This is a genomic window from Seonamhaeicola sp. MEBiC01930 (assembly GCF_045277075.1).
In the GTDB taxonomy this organism is placed as follows: Bacteria; Bacteroidota; Bacteroidia; order Flavobacteriales; family Flavobacteriaceae; genus Seonamhaeicola.
In genome coordinates, this window is the sequence record NZ_CP104270.1 from 1,898,459 (window position 1) to 1,914,841 (window position 16,383).

The following is a 16,383-nucleotide window of genomic DNA, read 5'->3' on the forward strand; positions in this document are numbered from 1 at the left end:
TTATGAACAAAACAATTTTTATAACTTGTTTTATGGCATTTACCATAATGTTTAGCTGTAAAAAGGAATTGAAAAAAACACCACCGCAAGTAAAAACTGTATTAAAGAAAAAGCAGGTAGTTTATCAGGTTTTTACGCGCCTTTTCGGGAATACAAATACCACCAACAAGCCATGGGGGACTATTGAAGAAAATGGGGTAGGTAAGTTTAATGATTTTACGGATAAAGCACTGAATGAAATAAAGAATTTAGGTGTTACGCATATTTGGTATACAGGAGTACCGCATCATGATATAATTACAGATTATACTAAATATGGTATCTCCAATGATGACCCAGATGTGGTTAAAGGAAGAGCAGGTTCACCTTACGCTGTAAAAGATTATTATAATGTAAATCCAGATTTAGCTGTTAATGTAGAAAACCGATTAGAAGAATTTAAGGCTTTAATTGAGCGTTCTCATAATGCAGGGTTAAAAGTAATTATTGATATTGTGCCTAATCATGTGGCAAGAAACTATCAGGGGCTAACTAACCCTGAAGGTGTTGTAGATTTTGGAGTTTCAGATAATAAGTCTAAGACTTATGATGTGAATAATAACTTTTACTATAACCCAGGTGAAACCTTTAAATTGCCTAAATGGGAAAATGAATATTCTCCGTTGGGAGTTGAGACGCACCCATTAGAAGATGGTGTTTTTAATGAGAACCCTGCAAAGTGGACAGGAAATGGTTCTCGTTTATCACAACCCAATATGTATGATTGGTATGAAACCGTTAAAGTGAATTACGGTATAGCTCCAGATGGGACCAAAGATTTTGATCAGCTTCCAGAAGGATTTGATGATAAAGATTACCAAAATCATTTCGAATTTTGGCAAGATAGAACTATTCCTAACTCTTGGGATAAGTTTAAAGATATTGCATTGTATTGGTTGGATATGGGGGTTGACGGTTTCCGGTTTGATATGGCGGAAATGGTACCAGTAGAGTTTTGGAGTTATATGAATTCAAGTATTAAAACTAAAAACCCAGAGACTTTTTTGCTTGCAGAAGTTTATAACCCTAGTCTTTATAGAGATTATATCAAAAAAGGAAAAATGGATTACCTATATGATAAAGTAGAGCTTTATGATACTCTTAAACATGTGATGCAAGGTCATGGAAAAACAGATAACATTCCACCAATTCAAGATGGGTTAAAAGATATAGAACATCATATGCTTCATTTTTTAGAAAATCATGATGAGCAACGTATTGCTAGCCCTGAATTTGCTGGAAATGCAGAAAAAGGGAAGCCTGCCATGGTGGTTTCGGCAACTATAAGTACATCGCCAACTATGGTTTACTTTGGGCAAGAACTTGGTGAGCCAGGAGCAGAAGATGGAGGTTTTGGAGATCCTTCAAGAACCTCTATTTTTGATTATGTAGGGGTTCCACATCTACAACGTTGGGTAAATGATAAACAGTTTGATGGGGGTCAGTCAACCATAAAAGAAAAGAACTTACGTGATTTTTATAAGCGTTTATTGAACTTTACAATTAATAGTTCTGCATTAGCTGGAGAATATCAAGATATTCATTTGTATAACAGAGAGAAAACCCCAAATTATTCAGATAAAGTTTTATCGTTTGTAAGATGGAGTGATGAAGAAAAACTAATTGTCGTTTCAAATTTTGATGATGTAAACACACAAAGCTTTAATCTAAAAATTCCTAAAAATGTTATTGAAACATGGGAGTTGGAAACTGGAAATTATGAAGCAATAGATATGCTTTATAATGAGATTTCTGCAAGCTTGAAGGTTGAAAATGGTAAAGGGACTATTAATGTTGAAATTGTACCCTTGCAATCATTTGTTTTAAAAATTCATTAAGATGAAAAAGAATTTAATTTTAGCGCTTGTCTATACGCCGTTATTAGTATTTCTATTTTTTATTAATTGCAAAGAAGAAGAAATACAGACTAAGCAAGAATCCCCATTTGTTTGGGAAGCAGCTAATGTATATTTTTTATTAACAGATAGGTTTAATAATGCAGACCTCTCAAATGACATTAATTTTCAAAGAACAAATGAAACAGCTGTACTTCGCGGTTTTAAAGGTGGAGATTTAAAAGGCGTATCCGAAAAAATAAATGAAGGTTATTTTGCAGATTTGGGAATCAATGCTATTTGGATGACTCCAATTGTTGAACAAATTCATGGGAGTACAGATGAAGGCACTGGAGTAACCTATGGTTTTCATGGCTATTGGGCAAAAGACTGGACTGCCATAGACCCTAACTACGGAACAAAAGAAGATTTACACCAATTGGTTGAAGCGGCTCATAAAAATGGAATTAGAATTTTATTAGATGCAGTTATTAATCATACGGGGCCAGTAACGGAAAAAGACCCTGCATGGCCTGAAGGGTGGGTGAGAACTGGCCCAACATGTAAACATAATTCCTATGAATCTACAATCACTTGTACCTTGGTAGATAATTTGCCTGATATAAAAACAGAATCAAATGAAGCTGTGGAGTTACCGCCCCATTTAGTGGAGAAATGGAAACAAGAGGGCCGGTATGAACAAGAGGTTGTTGAATTGGATGCGTTTTTTGAAAGAACAGGGTATCCAAGAGCCCCAAGGTTTTACATTATTAAATGGTTGACAGATTATATTACTGAGTTTGGAATAGACGGATACAGGTGTGATACAGTAAAGCACACTGAGGAATATGTTTGGCAAGAATTTAAAACCGAATGTGATTTTGCCTTTGCGGAGTATAAAAAGACCAACCCCACTAAGGTTTTAGATGATAATGATTTCTATTTGGTTGGTGAAGTCTATAATTATGGTATTAGCGGAGGTAAATATTTTGATTTTGGTGATAAGAAAGTGAATTATTACGATAATAGATTTACAAGTCAAATCAATTTTGAATTCAAATGGAATGCCAAACAAATGTCTATTCAAAATATGTTTGAAAAGTATAATAATGCTTTGCAAAATGAGTTAAAAGGTTTCGGAGTATTAAATTATTTAAGTTCACATGATGATCATGACCCATTTGACAACATGCGTGGAAAACCATTTGAGACTGCTAATAAGTTGTTGCTTTCCCCAGGAACATCACAGGTGTATTATGGAGATGAGTTAGCTAGAATTTTACATATTGAAGGTGCTAATGGCGATGCCCATTTAAGGTCCCTTATGAATTGGGATGATTTAGAAGCAAAAAAAGCCATTTTAGAGCATTGGCAAAAATTGGGGCAATTCAGAAAAAATCATCCAGCGGTTGGTGCTGGAGTTCACAATGTAATTTCAAAAGAACCTTTCGTTTTTAGTAGAAGTTACAATAAAGAAGATTATAAAGATGTTGTTGTGGTTGGATTAGAATTACCAAAGGGCAAGAAAGAAATTGAAGTATCAGAGGTTTTTGTAAATGGTCAAAAACTTCACGAAGTCTATTCTAATCAAAACCTAAAGGTTAAAAACGGAAAAGTAGTATTAGAGTCTGAGTTTGATGTCGTTCTTTTGGAGGAATAAGGAGTTGTTTTAAAATAAAATATAGAACATTATCAATTCCAGTGAAATTCTTGTTTCACCTTATAAATTGAACTTGAATTAATTTTGGTTCATAAGTAAATTTCTTCTCTTTTTTTTTGCATAAATTTTAACATAAATTCTTGTAACATTTTAGCTGTTATGAAGTCTTGTTTTTAACGACTAACTCAATTATTTGTAAATTTGTATTACAAGACTACTCAGATGACCGACATAAATGAGAATATAGAATCACCTTTAATTCTAAAGGTTAGCTTTAATAAGCTGTTGGAGTATTACGAAGATTTAGCTGATAACCAAGATGAGTTTCTTGCGGCCAGGGCGGAGCGTGTTTTAGAAACGGCAAAGGCCTATCCTGAATTAAGAGACGGCTTTACCAAAACACAAACCTTAAAAGATAGAAAGAAGGAAATAGGAATAATTCTGCAAGATTCATTTAGCCCTATACTTACTAAAAATGAGATTAAAACAGCTTCTGTACCCTTCCATGAATTGATTTTTAATAAATCTGAGCGTTTTAAAAACATTATAAAGACGGCTGGTGACGGGTTTGAACTTCAAATAAAAAACATGCCTGAAGATTACAGGTATATAATTGCCTGTACCATTATTTTAAATTTCTGTTATGGGCATAACATAAGTTTTAAGCGACCGTTTTATTATGAAATACCGGATGCTAACGGCATTATGCGTTATTATAAAATAATGTATAACGCAGATTTTTGTGAAATTGTTCCCACAGAAAAAGCACCTAAAATTACCCAGGAAGATTATGATGAATTGTTGGATAATTTTGAGAATTTAGAACTTTGGAAAGAAAAATTTCCACCTAATAGTTACCAGTTTAAAGGATTTGTAATATCAAATATTTTTGATGTAACCGAGGACCAGTCCATATCTAACATAAAATCAACTCTTATTGGGGAGGACAAAAGAAAAGATGAAACCTTTATGGAAGGTTTTTATGATATCTTTCGTTCCCTTTTAGGTATTAATGATATTAAAGTTGGTTTTTCAATTTATAATGACGAGGAGAATACTTTTGAGCATGTTTATGGTGCCGGTGTTAGCAGTTTTTTATTGGGAGGCGAGGAAAAGGAAGATTGTTGTAAAGCCTTGTGCAATTGGTCTCACAATAGACTATTAAAAGAGCATAAATACTTCTCAATTTCTGATGTAGAAAGAGTATATGAGAAAACAGAAGGAAAGGTACCCCAGATTAAAGTACTGCATCAACAAGGTATTAAAAGTGCAATTTTTGCACCAATTGCCAATGAAAATGGTCTCATGGGGATTTTAGAGATTGTTTCTAATAGACCTAAGGTGCTTAATAGTATTAATGCTAATAAATTGGTAGATATAATGCCATATATTGTATCGGCAGTTGAACGCTCAAAATCTGAAGAGGAAAATCTCATTGAAGCAATTATTCAAAAAGAGTGTACTTCTATTCATCCTAGTGTTCATTGGCGGTTTGCTAAAGAAGCCAAAGAGTTTATAAAAGATGAAATAAGCGGAAAAGAAGCTCGATTTAGAAAAATAGCGTTTGATGGTGTTTACCCACTTTATGGTCAAATTGATATTAAGGGGTCTTCAGAAGCAAGAAATAAAGCAACTAAAGAGGATTTGACACTTCAATTAAATGCTGTAAAAAGTATATTTAAAAAAGTGTTAGAAATAGAGTCTTTGCCTATTTATGAGCAGTTTGTTTATCAAGTAGATGATTATTTAAAAGGACTTCAAGAGCATTTTCAAGTAGATAGTGAACAACAAATTTCTGATTTTTTCAAACAAGAGGTAGAGCCAGTTTTTGAACATTTAAAACATATTGAAGGTTTAAGAGAACATATTGAATCTTATCATAATAGTATTGATAATAAAGTTGAAGTGCTTTATAAATATAGAAAGCATTATGATGAAACTATTGCTACTATTAATCAAGAAATGGCTTCTCTTTTAGATAAAAAACAGGAAGAGGCTCAAGCAATGTATCCGCATTTCTTTGAACGTTTTAAAACTGATGGTGTAGAGCATAACATGTACATTGGTGAATCAATCACTAAAGAAGAAAGTTTCAATCCGTTGTACCTGTATAATTTGCGATTATGGCAATTACAGGTAATGTGTGAAATGGAGAACACGTATTATCAAATGCAGTCTGAGTTTCCAATTTCGTTAGATGTAGCTTCCATGATTTTAGTTTTTAATCAGCCATTATCTATAAGTTTTAGAATGGATGAAAAGCAATTTGATGTAGATGGAACATATAATGCACGATATGAGATTGTGAAAAAGAGAGTGGATAAAGCTTTTGTTAAGGGAACTAATGAGCGCGTTACTCAAAAAGGAAAAATTAGCATAGTCTATTCTCAAAAACAAGATGAGATAGAGTATATGAGATATATTAAATTCTTGCAGGCTAAAAATTATCTAGACAATGATGTAGAGGTTGTGGAGCTTCAGGATTTACAGGCTGTGACCGGACTTAAGGCTTTACGTGTAAGTGTGTTATATCATAAACATGAAAATGACAAGTCTTTTTACACATATGATGATTTAATGAAGGAAATAAAAGCTTAAGAAGCTGCGCCAGACATTTTAAAAGCAATAGCAAAGGCAATTACGCTAACAATAATCCCTACCATAAATACGCTATAAGTCAGTCTGAGAATCTTATATTTTTTATCTAAAACAAGACCTAAAAAATAGAGGTCTTTTTTCATAGATGAGTAAAGGTATTCTCTATCTTGCATCATTTCTCCCATGGCCCATTCAAAGTCATTAAGGCTCATTTTATGAAAATTACCAAAAAACAATAGGTTCACTTTTTTGTTTGCAACATCGTCTTTAGTGAATTTACCACGAGTAACATTTGGGCGTGTAGCAAGAACTGAAAGAATAATTGACACCACAGTTACTAAAACAAAAATTATTGTAGGAATGATTAGGTGTTGATTTGAAGAATTATCTAGTTTCGGAATTAAATTAGCTAGAACCAATGACACAATAATAGCATTTACAGAAAGTAAAATATTGGCCTTTGTGTCAGCAATATTGCTTAAATGCATATGGTTTTTTAGTGTTACCCGAAACATAGTTTCAATTCCGCGTTCCGGCATTTCAACTTTATCTTTTTTAAATTTTAACTCCTCTTTCTTTTGGGATAGTTTTTTATTTTCGGAATTCAATTTTTTCTTCATTTTAAGTAATTCCGATAGGTTTTTACCTTTGCGTTTATCCCAAACAGAAGCAGCTTCTGGGGTGTGGAATTTATGTTTTGTTGATAAGAAACTAATATTTTCATCAAGCCATTCACTTTCAGTATAAGTCTTATCGCATAATAACTCCCATTCTTTTCTTAAGAGCTCAGATACTTCCAAATAGCTTTTGCTTCCTATGTGAGAACAGTCAGCATCACGTATTATTTTTTCTAATTGCGTTTTTGGCTCGTGTTCCATTTTGGTGGCCATTATCAATTGGCAAACCTTTTCAATTTTATCAGTAGAGTATTTTTTAGAATTCAAAAAATCTTTGGCAATAGCAACACTTTTTTCTTCATGATTTTTAATTCCCTCAGTATAACCAGTGTCATGTAACCAACTACTTAAAAACAAAGCTTCTTTATCATCTTCAGACAACTCACAAAGTTCAGCCAACTCATTAGTTTTTTCAGCAACACGTTGTGTGTGTGTTAAATTATGATAGAGAAAAGAAGTATCTAACTTTTCATTCAGAAGCTTGGTGGTAAATTTTTCAGCTTCAACAACTAGGTTACTCATAACACAAAGGGTTTATTGGTAAAAATACTAAACTTTAAATTAAAGTTTATAAACGATATATTTTGTCGTAAATTTCAATTTTACTTTCAATCGTTTCGGATAAATGTACTCCGTAAGAAAACGAAAGAAGTACCGACATATTATAGGATAAAAAGCATATTTGCTAATTAAAAAAAAGGAAAAGAACTATTTGGTATGCTAACTTGGAAAAACGTTATTGATTTCTCCGTAAACGGAAATTTAGAACCAGACATTCGTGTTGAAAAAACTGAGCAGGAGTGGCAAGTAAAATTAACTCCAGAACAATTTAGAATTACTAGACTAAAGGGAACCGAAAGGCCTCATAGTGGTGAACTATGTAGTATTTATGAAGCGGGTAAGTATAATTGTGTTTGCTGTGATACATCTTTGTTTGATTCTACAATTAAATTTAACTCAGGAACTGGTTGGCCTAGTTTTACGCAACCCTTAAAAGATAATGCCATTAAATATGAAAGGGATGACTCTTATGGTATGATTAGGGTTGAGGTTATGTGCAATACCTGTGATGCTCATTTAGGGCATGTGTTTCCTGACGGACCTGAACCAAGTGGTTTGCGTTATTGTATAAATTCAGAATCACTTCAACTAGAAAAAAAGGCAATAGATGAACGATAAAATATTTGAGTTAGCCACTTTTGGAGGTGGATGTTTTTGGTGTACAGAAGCTATTTTTAGAGAATTAAAAGGTGTAGAAAAGGTAGTGTCTGGTTATTCAGGAGGTAGTGTACCGGGAAAACCAACATATAGGGAGGTTTGTTCTGGGTTAACCGGTCACGCTGAGGTAGTGCAAGTAGCTTTTGATGGTAGTATTATATCTTATGAAGAGCTCCTTATTATTTTTATGACTACGCATGACCCTACTACATTAAATAGACAGGGAGCAGATACGGGAACTCAATACCGCTCTGTGATTTATTACCACAACAACAACCAAAAGGAAGTTGCAGAAGCAGTGGTTAAGGATATTGCTGAGTATTTTGATAATCCTATTGTTACGGAAATTACGGCTTTAAATATTTTTTATGATGCCGAAGATTATCATCAAGATTATTACCGAAATAATACACAGCAAGGATATTGTAATGCCGTAATTTCACCTAAGCTGGCTAAGTTCAGAAAGCTTTACGCTGAAAAATTGAAGGAGTAGTAAAGTTTAATTACTATTTTTATAATTAAAAATTAATCCAACCCTCAATGAAAATTTGTTTAAGAACTATTGCAGTTTTTGGTATACTTGTTTTTTTTAATGCCTGTGCTACTTTTAAAACTCAATATAAAGATGCAGTAATTTCGGGTAATTTTGAAGAAGAAGATATTATACATTCTTTTTACCTAATTGGAGATGCTGGTAACTCTCCAATAGGTACCAAATCAAAAGCTTTACAAACTTTAGAAAAAGAATTAGAACAGGCTTCTAAGCATAGTACGGTTCTTTTTTTGGGAGATAATATTTACCCTAAGGGTATGCCCAAAAAAAAATCAGAAAGCAGAACCTTTGCAGAACATCAATTAAATGCTCAAACAGAAATTGTTAAGAATTTTAAAGGGGATGCGATTTTTATTCCTGGAAATCATGACTGGTATAGTGACGGCTTAAAAGGGCTTAAACGACAAGAAAATTATATTGAAGATAAATTAGGAAAAAACACATTTTTACCGGAAAATGGTTGCCCCATTGAAAAAGTTGATGTCTCTGAAGATATTGTTTTGATTATTATAGACTCTGAGTGGTATATAACAAATTGGGATAAACATCCAACCATAAATGATGACTGTGAAATTAAAACAAGAGCTAAGTTTTTTGAAGAATTAGAAGGTTTAATAAAAAAAGCAAGGGGTAAAACTACTGTTTTGGCTTTACATCATCCTATGTTTACTAATGGGCCTCATGGAGGGCAATATTCTTTTGGCTCGCACCTTACACCACTTCCTGTTTTAGGAACTTTAAAAAATTTGTTAAGAAAAACCAGTGGAGTTTCTCCAGCAGATCTTCAAAACAAAAAATATAATACTTTAAAAAAACGCATTGTTACTTTAGCTCAAGAAAATGATAAAGTGATTTTTGTATCTGGTCATGAACATGGTTTACAATATATAGTGCAGGATAACTTGCCACAAATAATAAGTGGTTCAGGATCTAAGTCAACAGCAACTAAAAATATATCAGGAGAGTTTTCTTCCAGTGACTTGGGTTACTCACGTTTTGATGTATTGAAAGATGGGTCTTCTTACGTACGATTTTATTCGGCTATAAACAATGAGCTAATTTATCAAAATCAAGTGTTTGCTGAAGATGTGGAAGAACACATTGTGAATTATAATGAATCATTTCCAAGTAATGTAAAAGCATCTGTTTATACAGAAGAAGAGGTAGCTAAAAGTAATTTTTATAAAACTATTTGGGGAGATCGCTATAGAAAATATTACGGAACCAAGGTTAATGCATTAACCGTAAATTTAGATACCTTGTTTGGTGGTTTAAAACCATTTAGAAAAGGTGGTGGTCATCAGTCTAAATCTTTACATTTAAAAAATGATGATGGCAAGCGTTATGTTATGAGGGCCATAAGAAAGAGTGCAGTTGTTTATCTGCAGGCCATGGCGTTTAAAGATCAGTATATTGAGGGGCAATTTGATGGTACCTCAACAGAGCGTTTATTACTAGATTTTTATACCGGTTCTCACCCATATGCGCCATTTGTTACGGGTAAATTATCTGATGCTGTAGCCTTGTTTCATACAAATCCGGTATTGTATTATGTGCCAAAGCAAGAAGTTTTGGGTCAATTTAATAACAGTTTTGGAGATGAATTGTATATGATAGAAGAGCATGTTTCCAATGGTCATGGAAACCTTGAGAGCTTTGGGTATTCAGATAAAATTGCGAGTACAGATGATTTAATAAAAAACCTGCGAAAAGATGAAAAGTATGTTGTAGATGAAGAAATGTTTCTTAGAGCTCGATTATTTGACATGGCTATTGGAGATTGGGATAGACACACAGACCAATGGAGATGGGCAGAGTTTAAGGAAAAGGGTAAAGTTATATATAAACCCATTCCAAGAGATAGAGATCAGGCCTTTTCAATAATGGGAGATGGTGCTTTAATGGGGGTTGCTACTAAGGTAATACCGCCTTTAAAATTAATGGAAGGGTTTCTTGAAGATGTTAGGGACGTAAAAGGATTTAATTTCAGTCCTTTTTCTTTAGATATGATTATATTGAATAAAACAACTTTAAAACAATGGCAAGAGCAAGTAAATTTTATTCAAAAAAACCTTACTGACAATGTCATTGATGAAGCATTCAAAGAATTCCCTATAGAAGTTCAAACAGAAACAGTTTCTGAAATCAAACGAATTTTAAAGGAAAGACTTAAGAACCTTCCTAAAATAGCAAACGATTATTATCAGGTGTTAAACAAATATGTACTTATTAAGGGTACTGATAAAGATGATTTTTTTGAAATTGAAAGATTGCAAAATGGAAAAACTAAAGTTTCTGCATATAGAATAAAAAACGGAAAAAAGGATGATATACTTTATGAGAAGTCTTTTAATATGGAGAAAACCAAAGAAATTTGGATTTACGGTTTAGATGATGAAGATACTTTTAAAGTTATTGGAGATGATACTGGTAATCTCATTAGAATAAGATTGGTTGGTGGTCAGAATAACGATATTTATAATGTAGAGATTGGAAAAAAAGTAAAGATTTACGATTACAAAACGAAAAGGAACACATTTACAACTAATAAAGGGGTAAGGAAACTAATTGACGATTACAAAACCAATATATATGACCATACAAAACCGAAGAATAATACCAATCAATTTGTGCCAACTCTTGGGGCAAACCCCGATGATGGATTTAAAATTGGTTTTGTTAATACTTTAACCAATTACGGTTTTGCAAGAAACCCTTTTACCTCACAGCATACATTTTCTGGAGCCTATTATTTTGCTACAAATGGTTATGATTTAGGGTATAATGGAGAATTTGCTAATGTTTTAGGAAGAATGAATTTAGAGTTAAACGTAAAGTTTACAAGTCCTAATTATGCCATCAATTTCTTTGGTTTTGGAAATGAAACAAGCAACCCTGAAGCAGATGAAACTGATGGATTGGATGTGGATTTGGATTATAACAGGGTAAAATTACAAACTTTAAAATTTGCCCCAGCATTGGTGTGGCGGGGTGAACAAGGTGCTAGTTTTAAAATAGGTTTTAATTATGAATCTATTGAAGTAGAAGAAACTGAAAGTCGCTTTATTAACCAGTTTATTGGTGATAATGCAGACGTAAGCAATACATTTATTGGAGCTAAGATAGAGTATGGTTACGAAAATAGAGATAATGATGCGTTTCCAACATTAGGTATGGAGTCTAGTTTTCAATTGGGGTATACCACTAATATTGATAATTCCAAAGGATTTGGATATTTTATTCCTGCTTTAAGCTTTGATTATAAGGTTGTTTCTAATGGACAATTGGTATTGGCTACCAAATTAAGAGGACATATTAATATTGGAGACGATGATGATATAGAGTTTTATCAAGGTGCTAGTATAGGGGCAAATAATGGTCTAAGAGGTTATAGAAATGAACGCTTTACGGGCATGAGTTCTTTTGTACAGAGTACAGATTTGAGATTAAACCTTAGAAAATTAAAAACAGGGTTGTTACCGTTTCATGTAGGTGTTTATGCAGGTGTTGATTATGGACGCGTTTGGTATGATGATGAAGATTCTGATTCTTGGAATAATTCAATTGGAGGAGGAGTTTTTGCTAATGCTGCCGATATTATGACCTTAAATTTATCGGCTTTTAATAGTGACGATGGTTTGCGGTTAGCTTTTAAGATAGGTTTTGGGTTTTAATACAAGTTGTTACCTTGATTTTATTTCTTGGTCTATTTCCTTAACTGTAATTTTAGGGTGTTTTCTTCGTCTATATAAAGACAAATATGTATAGAAATGAAAAGTAGTTTTAGGGATATAATTAATTCGGAAAAAGTTGTACTTGTAGACTTTTTTGGTACTTGGTGTGGCCCATGTCAAGCACTTATGCCAATATTAAAGGATGTTAAAGATGCTGTGGGAGATGCTGTTAAAATTGTAAAGATTGATATTGATAAGAATAATGAGTTGGCAATAAAGTATCAAGTTAGAAGTGTTCCAACTATGATTTTATTTGTTGATGGAGAACCTAAATGGAGGCAATCTGGTGTTTTACAAAAAAATGATATTTTACATGTTATTCAAACTCATACGGGCGTTACCGTTTAATCGGTTTTAAACTCATACATGTTACCACCTCTTCCGTGGTCATTTTCATCTGTTAAAATAAGTGTATTGTCATTTTTGTAGCAAATGCCTTCTTTCTGACTTAGGTGTTTAAATGGTATTTGTTTAACAGATCCATTAAAGAAATCATCATCTTTAAAATTTGAAAATAGCCAAATGTCTTTTTGAGTTAGTATAGCTATTTGTTTGCCATCATCTCTAATATCTGCTCCTGTAACCCAATTATAATTTGAACTCCCAAAATTATAAGAGCCTATTAATTTTGCTTTGTGTTTACCTTTTTTTGCAGGTAATTTATAAAGGTTTGTTTTTCCAGATTTGTTTTCTACACGGCTTTTTGTAAATAAGTATAGGCTATTATTAAAGTAGAAAAAAGCTTCACAATCAAAAAGTAATTTTTTCTTTTTTGGCGGAAATTGTTTTTGGTCGCTATATTTAAAAGAAATTTTTTCTACAGCAATATCTCCTTCTTTTTTTAAAGAATTAAAAGGGACTCTTAATATTTTTAAATTTTTTCTTTTGTTGTTATTGTTTCCAAAATCACCAATATATAAATTGCCATCAGAGTCTGACGTTATGTCTTCCCAGTCTTCATTTTTAGCGTCTAGAGTTATTTTTCTAAGCAGTTCTCCTTTTTCATTTAAACAGTAAATGTCAGGTTTATTACCACCATCATTATGCATCCAAATTTCGTTTGAGTTTACAATTATTTCATTACCTGAGACCTCATTAAGCGCATTAGGCAAATCAGTTCCAAAGGGCACATCTTTTTTTTGACAAGTTGCTGTTAAAACAAATAGAAATAAGTAGGCATGTTTAATCATGAAACAATATTTAAGTGCTAAATTTACAGCGATTTTTTTATATATGAATCAATTTGATGTTATTATAGTTGGAGGTGGAGCGGCAGGTTTTTTTGCTGCCATAAATATTGCTGAATTAAGCCCTGATTTAAAAGTAGCCATTTTAGAAAAAGGAAGAGAAGGGCTGCAAAAAGTTAAGGTTTCTGGTGGCGGCAGGTGTAATGTAACGCATGCTGAATTTATTCCTAAAGAATTGATTGGAAACTATCCTAGGGGAGAAAAAGAATTATTGGGGCCATTTCATAAGTTTATGACTGGAGATACCATTGAATGGTTTGAGAAACGGGGTGTTGAACTTAAAATTGAGGATGACGGACGCATGTTTCCTGTTACTAATTCTTCTCAAACTATTATTGATTGTTTTTTAAATGAGACTAATCGTTTAGGTATAGAAATTCTATACGGGCAAACATTAAAATCTATTCAATTTACAAACTCTAATTGGAAGTTAAAAACTCAGGATACCACATTTTTAGCAGAACAAGTATTAATAGCAACAGGAAGTAATATCAAGATTTGGAAAATATTAGAGGAATTAAATCATGTTATCATTCCTCCAGTACCTTCACTTTTTACATTTAATGTTGCGGATAAACGTATAAAAAGAATTCCTGGAGTTGTAGCGCAAAATGTGGAGGTGAAAGTTTTGAAAACCAACTTAGTTACAGAAGGACCTTTGTTAGTTACCCATGTTGGTTTTAGTGCACCAGCTATATTAAAATTATCAGCTTATGGTGCTTTGAAATTGGCAAAAATGGATTACAAGTTTCAGATTCAAATCAACTTTATTAAGCAAGAGTTCAAAGAATGCTTAGATACCTTGAAATCTATTAAAAATGATTTGGCAAAAAAAACGGTGTTCAAGTTTTCACAGTTTGAATTACCTAAGCGCTTATGGCAACAGTTGGTGTTGGCTTCTGGTATTAATGAGCATATTAGGTGGGCTGAGATAAATAAAAATCAATTAGAAACATTAGCATCTCAATTAACAAAAGCTATTTTTGATGTAAATGGCAAAAGTACGTTTAAAGAAGAATTTGTAACAGCTGGTGGTGTAGACTTAAAGGAGGTTAATTTTAAGACCTATGAAAGCAAACTACATAAAAACTTGTATTTTGCTGGAGAAGTTTTAAATATTGATGCGGTTACCGGAGGCTTTAACTTTCAAAACGCATGGACAGGGGCTTATATAGCTGCTCAAAATATTGCCAATAAATGATTACATATATTGCATTACTCAGAGGAATAAATGTTAGCGGCCAGAAAAAAGTTCCAATGGCAGAGTTACGTAAGTTGCTTACTGAAAATCGTTTAAAAAACGTGCAGACTTATATTCAAAGTGAAAATGTAATTTTTCAATCTTTTGATGAAGATAAAAGTGCATTAGAAACTATAATTCATGATGCTATTCGGTCTCATTTTGGGTTTGATGTACCTGTTTTGGTTTTAACTCCATTAGAATTAAAGCAAATTTTTAATGGGTCCCCTTTTTTGCAAAGCGAAAAAGAAAAAAGTTATTTTATGTTTCTTTATGAAAAACCAGAGGAGAATTTGATAAAAGAAGTATCTCAACTTAATTATCCCAATGAAGCATTTAAAATTACAGATAATAGTATTTATTTTTATTGTTCTACGGGCTATGGAAAAGCAAAATGCAGCAATAATTTTTTTGAAAGAAAATTAAAAGTAACTGCAACAGCTAGAAACTATAAAACAATGCTAAAGTTGTTATCTTTGACATCTCAATTAAATTAGATGACAGAACAAGAATTTATTCCTAAACCTTACAAAAAAACAATTGAATCTGGAAGCGTAACTTGGGAATCTCCAAGTAATATTGCTTTGGTAAAGTATTGGGGAAAAAAGGAGAATCAAATACCAGCTAATCCTTCAATTAGTTTTACGCTTAGTGGTTGTAAAACTATCACAAGGTTGAGTTATTCACCAAAAGAGAGTCCGGATGATTTCTCTTTTGAAGTGTTTTTGGAAGGAGAGATCAAACCAGATTTTAAACCTAAGATAGAAACCTTTTTTAAGCGTATTGTACAGTATGTACCTTTTATAAAAGACTATCATTTTAAAATTGAAACATCTAATACATTCCCTCATAGTTCTGGAATAGCTTCATCAGCATCAGGAATGAGTGCTTTGGCCTTATGTCTAATGAGTGTTGAAAAGGAGTTAAAAGGCGATAAATTTGAAACATGTTTTACCCAAAAGGCCTCTTTTTTAGCGCGTTTAGGTTCTGGTAGTGCCTGCAGAAGTATTGAAGGCGATTTAGTGGTTTGGGGAACGCACCAAGAAATTGAGAATAGTTCAGATTTATTTGGGGTAAAGTACCCCTTTGAAGTGCATAATAATTTCAAGAATTACCAAGATACTATTTTACTAGTTGATAAAGGTGAAAAACAGGTAAGTAGTACTGTTGGTCACGGGTTAATGCACAATCATCCTTTTGCTGGAGAGCGTTTTAAACAGGCTCATGAAAATCTTGCTGCGTTAATAAATATTTTTAAAACAGGTAATTTAGAGGCATTTATAGATATAGTTGAAAGTGAAGCCTTAACACTTCATGCCATGATGATGACTAGCATGCCTTATTTTGTTTTAATGAAGCCCAATACTTTGGAAATTATTAATAAAATATGGGCATTTAGAAAAGAAACAGATTCTAAATTATGTTTTACCTTAGATGCTGGTGCTAATGTACATTTGTTATATCCAGAAAAAGAAACCGTTTTGGTTTCTGAATTCATTAAGAATGAATTAGTTGCACATTGTCAAAATGGACAGTATATTTGTGATCAAATTGGCTTTGGTGCTAATAAAATAGTATAAAG

12 protein-coding genes are annotated in these 16,383 nt (G+C 32.7%); 10 read left to right on the plus strand and 2 right to left on the minus strand.

The genetic code is table 11. The features are described 5' to 3' along the window. Positions 1 to 2 precede the first annotated feature (2 nt). The 3 genes from N1F78_RS08315 to N1F78_RS08325 all read left to right on the plus strand — a co-directional run bounded on the left by N1F78_RS08315 (position 3) and on the right by N1F78_RS08325 (position 6,132). The gene (locus tag N1F78_RS08315) at positions 3 to 1,877 is read left to right on the plus strand and encodes an alpha-amylase family glycosyl hydrolase (protein ID WP_406682696.1); all 1,875 of its coding nucleotides are present in this window, start codon (positions 3 to 5) and stop codon (positions 1,875 to 1,877) included. 1 nt (position 1,878) lies between these two features. Then, positions 1,879 to 3,534, plus strand: coding sequence for an alpha-amylase family glycosyl hydrolase (locus N1F78_RS08320; RefSeq protein ID WP_406682697.1), 1,656 nt, complete (start codon positions 1,879 to 1,881; stop codon positions 3,532 to 3,534). Positions 3,535 to 3,756: 222 nt separating this feature from the next. Further along, the gene (locus N1F78_RS08325) at positions 3,757 to 6,132 is read left to right on the plus strand and encodes a GAF domain-containing protein (RefSeq protein ID WP_406682698.1); all 2,376 of its coding nucleotides are present in this window, start codon (positions 3,757 to 3,759) and stop codon (positions 6,130 to 6,132) included. On the opposite strand, the gene N1F78_RS08330 is transcribed toward N1F78_RS08325, so the two are convergent. Next, positions 6,129 to 7,331: a Pycsar system effector family protein gene (locus N1F78_RS08330; protein ID WP_406682699.1), complete on the minus strand. Its 1,203-nt coding sequence runs from the start codon at positions 7,329 to 7,331 to the stop codon at positions 6,129 to 6,131. The two genes, N1F78_RS08325 and N1F78_RS08330, sit on opposite strands and share 4 nt — an antisense overlap. A gap of 195 nt (positions 7,332 to 7,526) precedes the next feature. On the opposite strand from N1F78_RS08330, the gene msrB reads away from it, so the two are divergent. The 4 genes from msrB to trxA all read left to right on the plus strand — a co-directional run bounded on the left by msrB (position 7,527) and on the right by trxA (position 12,662). After that, the gene (gene msrB, locus N1F78_RS08335; RefSeq protein ID WP_406682700.1) at positions 7,527 to 7,988 is read left to right on the plus strand and encodes a peptide-methionine (R)-S-oxide reductase MsrB; all 462 of its coding nucleotides are present in this window, start codon (positions 7,527 to 7,529) and stop codon (positions 7,986 to 7,988) included. After that, complete coding sequence (gene msrA / locus N1F78_RS08340) at positions 7,978 to 8,520, plus strand: peptide-methionine (S)-S-oxide reductase MsrA (RefSeq protein ID WP_406682701.1); 543 nt, start codon at positions 7,978 to 7,980, stop codon at positions 8,518 to 8,520. The genes msrB and msrA overlap by 11 nt, the downstream gene beginning before the upstream one ends. A 47-nt stretch (positions 8,521 to 8,567) precedes the next feature. Further along, complete coding sequence (locus tag N1F78_RS08345; protein ID WP_406682702.1) at positions 8,568 to 12,254, plus strand: metallophosphoesterase; 3,687 nt, start codon at positions 8,568 to 8,570, stop codon at positions 12,252 to 12,254. A 96-nt stretch (positions 12,255 to 12,350) separates the two neighbouring features. Beyond that, the gene (gene trxA, locus N1F78_RS08350; RefSeq protein ID WP_406682703.1) at positions 12,351 to 12,662 is read left to right on the plus strand and encodes a thioredoxin; all 312 of its coding nucleotides are present in this window, start codon (positions 12,351 to 12,353) and stop codon (positions 12,660 to 12,662) included. Here the strand turns inward: trxA and N1F78_RS08355 are convergent. Beyond that, complete coding sequence (locus tag N1F78_RS08355) at positions 12,659 to 13,504, minus strand: hypothetical protein (protein ID WP_406682704.1); 846 nt, start codon at positions 13,502 to 13,504, stop codon at positions 12,659 to 12,661. The genes trxA and N1F78_RS08355 overlap by 4 nt on opposite strands. A 43-nt stretch (positions 13,505 to 13,547) precedes the next feature. Between N1F78_RS08355 and N1F78_RS08360 the strand changes: the two genes are divergently transcribed. Genes N1F78_RS08360 through N1F78_RS08370 form a run of 3 tightly spaced genes read left to right on the plus strand, consistent with a single transcriptional unit; the run spans position 13,548 to position 16,381 of the window. Next, a complete protein-coding gene (locus N1F78_RS08360; RefSeq protein WP_406685680.1) occupies positions 13,548 to 14,762 on the plus strand; it encodes an NAD(P)/FAD-dependent oxidoreductase in 1,215 nt (404 codons plus the stop codon). After that, positions 14,759 to 15,298 (plus strand): DUF1697 domain-containing protein, encoded by a 540-nt coding sequence (locus N1F78_RS08365; protein ID WP_406682705.1) that lies wholly within the window; start codon positions 14,759 to 14,761, stop codon positions 15,296 to 15,298. Before N1F78_RS08360 ends, N1F78_RS08365 begins: the two co-directional genes overlap by 4 nt. Then, positions 15,299 to 16,381, plus strand: a complete 1,083-nt coding sequence (locus tag N1F78_RS08370) for a diphosphomevalonate/mevalonate 3,5-bisphosphate decarboxylase family protein (protein ID WP_406682706.1) — start codon at positions 15,299 to 15,301, stop codon at positions 16,379 to 16,381. The last annotated feature ends 2 nt before the right edge of the window (positions 16,382 to 16,383 follow it).

Excerpts from the sequence above, each read along its gene's own strand:
- N1F78_RS08315 (WP_406682696.1), top strand. The coding sequence starts at position 3 with ATGAACAAAACAATTTTTATAACTTGTTTTATGGCATTTACCATAATG.
- N1F78_RS08320 (WP_406682697.1), top strand. The coding sequence starts at position 1,879 with ATGAAAAAGAATTTAATTTTAGCGCTTGTCTATACGCCGTTATTAGTA.
- N1F78_RS08325 (WP_406682698.1), top strand. The coding sequence starts at position 3,757 with ATGACCGACATAAATGAGAATATAGAATCACCTTTAATTCTAAAGGTT.
- N1F78_RS08330 (WP_406682699.1), bottom strand. The coding sequence starts at position 7,331 with ATGAGTAACCTAGTTGTTGAAGCTGAAAAATTTACCACCAAGCTTCTG.
- msrB (WP_406682700.1), top strand. The coding sequence starts at position 7,527 with ATGCTAACTTGGAAAAACGTTATTGATTTCTCCGTAAACGGAAATTTA.
- msrA (WP_406682701.1), top strand. The coding sequence starts at position 7,978 with ATGAACGATAAAATATTTGAGTTAGCCACTTTTGGAGGTGGATGTTTT.
- N1F78_RS08345 (WP_406682702.1), top strand. The coding sequence starts at position 8,568 with ATGAAAATTTGTTTAAGAACTATTGCAGTTTTTGGTATACTTGTTTTT.
- trxA (WP_406682703.1), top strand. The coding sequence starts at position 12,351 with ATGAAAAGTAGTTTTAGGGATATAATTAATTCGGAAAAAGTTGTACTT.
- N1F78_RS08355 (WP_406682704.1), bottom strand. The coding sequence starts at position 13,504 with ATGATTAAACATGCCTACTTATTTCTATTTGTTTTAACAGCAACTTGT.
- N1F78_RS08360 (WP_406685680.1), top strand. The coding sequence starts at position 13,548 with ATGAATCAATTTGATGTTATTATAGTTGGAGGTGGAGCGGCAGGTTTT.
- N1F78_RS08365 (WP_406682705.1), top strand. The coding sequence starts at position 14,759 with ATGATTACATATATTGCATTACTCAGAGGAATAAATGTTAGCGGCCAG.
- N1F78_RS08370 (WP_406682706.1), top strand. The coding sequence starts at position 15,299 with ATGACAGAACAAGAATTTATTCCTAAACCTTACAAAAAAACAATTGAA.